Here is a 2,711-nt window from a genome sequence, read left to right as displayed (position 1 = left end):
AACGCGCCCATTCAAACCATTTCCACAAGGACACAACATGAAAGTCATCTTTGCCGGTACGCCCGATTTTGCCGCCGCCGCCTTGAAAGCCATCGCCGCCGCAGGTTTTGAAATTCCGCTGGTGTTGACCCAGCCCGACCGCCCAAAAGGCCGCGGCATGCAGTTGACCGCATCGCCGGTCAAACAGGCAGCCTTGGAATTGGGTTTGACCGTGGCGCAGCCGGAAAAGTTGCGCAATAACGCCGAAGCCCTGCAAATGCTCAAAGATACGGGCGCGGATGTGATGGTGGTGGCCGCGTATGGTTTGATTTTGCCGCAGGAAGTGTTGGATACGCCCAAACACGGCTGCCTCAATATTCACGCCTCGCTGTTGCCCCGTTGGCGCGGCGCGGCACCGATTCAACGTGCGATTGAAGCCGGCGACGCCGAAACCGGCGTGTGCATCATGCAGATGGACATCGGCTTGGATACCGGCGATGTGGTTAGCGAACACCGCTACGCCATCCAGCCTACGGATACCGCCAACGAAGTGCATGACGCGTTGATGAGTTTGGGCGCGGAAGCGATTGTTGCCGACTTGCAGCGTCTGCAGGCGGAAGGCCGTCTGAATGCGGTCAAACAGCCTGAAGAAGGCGTTACCTATGCTCAAAAATTAAGCAAAGAAGAGGTGCGTATCGATTGGAATGAAAGCGCGGCTGTGATTGAACGCAAAATCCGCGCCTTCAACCCCGTTCCCGCTGCGTGGGTGGAATATCAAGGCAAGCCGATGAAAATCTGGTGTGCCGAAGTGGTGGCCAAACAGGGTAAGGCAGGCGAAGTATTGTCCTGCACTTCAGACGGCCTGCTGGTGGCGTGCGGTGAAAACGCGCTGAACATCACCGAATTGCAGCCTTCCGGCAGCAAACGCATGAGCATACAGGCATTTGCGGCAGGCCGGACGATTGAAATCGGGACGGTTTTGTAACAGGCTGGAAACCAACGTAGAGGAAAGAAAACAATGGCTGTTTTTGAAGTGGTCGAGGGCGATATTACCCGATTGGCAGTCGATGCGATTGTCAATGCGGCCAATTCATCGCTGTTGGGCGGTGGCGGCGTGGACGGTGCGATACACCGTGCCGCGGGCAAAGAGCTGCTGGACGAGTGCCGCACTTTGGGCGGTTGCCGCACAGGCGAAGCCAAAATAACCAAAGGCTACCGTTTGCCTGCGCGTTTTGTCATCCACACGGTCGGGCCGGTATGGTTTGGCGGAAAACAAAATGAAGAGGCTAAATTGGCACAATCTTATGCCAATTCCTTGCTGCTTGCCCAGAAACACGATCTTCACAGCATCGCCTTTCCGTGCATCAGCACCGGTGTGTACCGCTTCCCGGTCGAAGCCGCCGCGCGTATCGCTTTGGAGAGTTTGAAGCAAACCCTGCCGCAATGTCCGGCAGTGGAAAAAATCATCTTTTGCTGTTTTTCCAAAACAGATGCCGAATATTATCGGGCATTGCTGGCTGCCGAACAGGCCGTCTGAAATCCGCCGAACACTTGAAATCAAATTATGAATCAGAAAGCAAAAATATGAGTATGTCCCTCGCCCAAAAACTGGCCGCCGACAGCGTTGCCGCGGTTGCCGAAGGGCGCAATCTTCAGGATGTTTTGGCGGAAATCCGCGCGGCGCATCCGCAGCTGACGGCGCAGGAAAACGGCGCCTTGCAGGATATTGCCTATGGCTGCCAACGTTATTTGGGCAGTTTGAAACATATGCTTGGGCAAATGCTGAAGAAGCCGATTGACAATCCGCAGCTTGAAAGCCTGCTTTTGGCGGCGATGTACCAACTGCATTACACGCGCAACGCGCCTCATGCCGTGGTCAATGAGGCGGTGGAAAGCATTGCCAAAATCGGCCGCGGCCAGTTCCGCTCGTTTGCCAATGCAATTTTGCGCCGCTTTTTGCGTGAACGCGACAAGCTCGCGGCTTCTTGTAAAAAAGACGATGTGGCGAAACACAATTTGCCGCTGTGGTGGGTGGCTTACTTGAAAAACCATTATCCGAAACATTGGCACAACATCACCACTGCGCTGCAATCGCATCCGCCGATGACTTTGCGCGTCAACCGCCGACACGGCAATGCCGAAAGCTATTTGGAAAAACTGGCTGTGGAAGGTATTGCGGCCAGGGCGTTGGACGAATACGCCGTGATGTTGGAAGAAGCCGTGCCGGTAAGCCGCCTGCCCGGTTTTTCAGACGGCCTGGTGTCTGTGCAGGATTTTGGTGCGCAGCGTGCTGCCTATTTGTTGAACCCGAAAGACGGAGAACGCATCCTCGATGCCTGTGCGGCGCCGGGCGGTAAGACAGGCCATATCTTGGAATTGGCAGATTGTCATGTTACCGCTTTGGATATAGACGAAGGCCGTCTGAACAGGGTGAAGAGCAATCTTGACCGTTTAGGCTTTCAGACGGCCTCTTTGGCTTGTGCCGATGCGCAGGACTTGGCGGCATGGTATGATGGTAAGGCCTTTGACGCTGTTTTGGCCGATGTGCCGTGTACTGCTTCGGGCGTGGCGCGGCGCAATCCCGACGTCAAATGGCTGCGCCGACCGACCGATGCCGTCAAAACCGCACGCCAACAGGAAGCATTATTAGACGCGCTGTGGCAGACCCTGACGAAAAACGGCAGGATGTTGCTGGCTACCTGCTCGGTCTTTGTCGAAGAAAACGACGGTCA

3 protein-coding genes are annotated in these 2,711 nt (G+C 55.5%); all 3 read left to right on the top strand.

All coding sequences use genetic code 11. The features are described 5' to 3' along the window. Nucleotides 1-37 precede the first annotated feature (37 nt). Nucleotides 38-964 (top strand): methionyl-tRNA formyltransferase, encoded by a 927-nt coding sequence (fmt, locus tag ACTHUT_RS17430; protein WP_440386604.1) that lies wholly within the window; start codon nt 38-40, stop codon nt 962-964. A 33-nt stretch (nt 965-997) separates the two neighbouring features. Continuing rightward, entirely contained in the window at nt 998-1,516 is a 519-nt protein-coding gene (locus tag ACTHUT_RS17425; RefSeq protein ID WP_440386603.1) for an O-acetyl-ADP-ribose deacetylase, read from the top strand. A 47-nt stretch (nt 1,517-1,563) separates the two neighbouring features. Beyond that, nucleotides 1,564-2,711, top strand: a 1,148-nt coding sequence (gene rsmB / locus ACTHUT_RS17420; RefSeq protein ID WP_440419206.1) for a 16S rRNA (cytosine(967)-C(5))-methyltransferase RsmB, incomplete at its 3' end; no start/stop codon positions are given.

The organism is Neisseria sp. P0022.S010 (assembly GCF_051956635.1).
The sequence above is the reverse complement of the archived record's forward strand: the minus strand, read 5'-3'. Positions and strand labels throughout refer to the sequence as shown.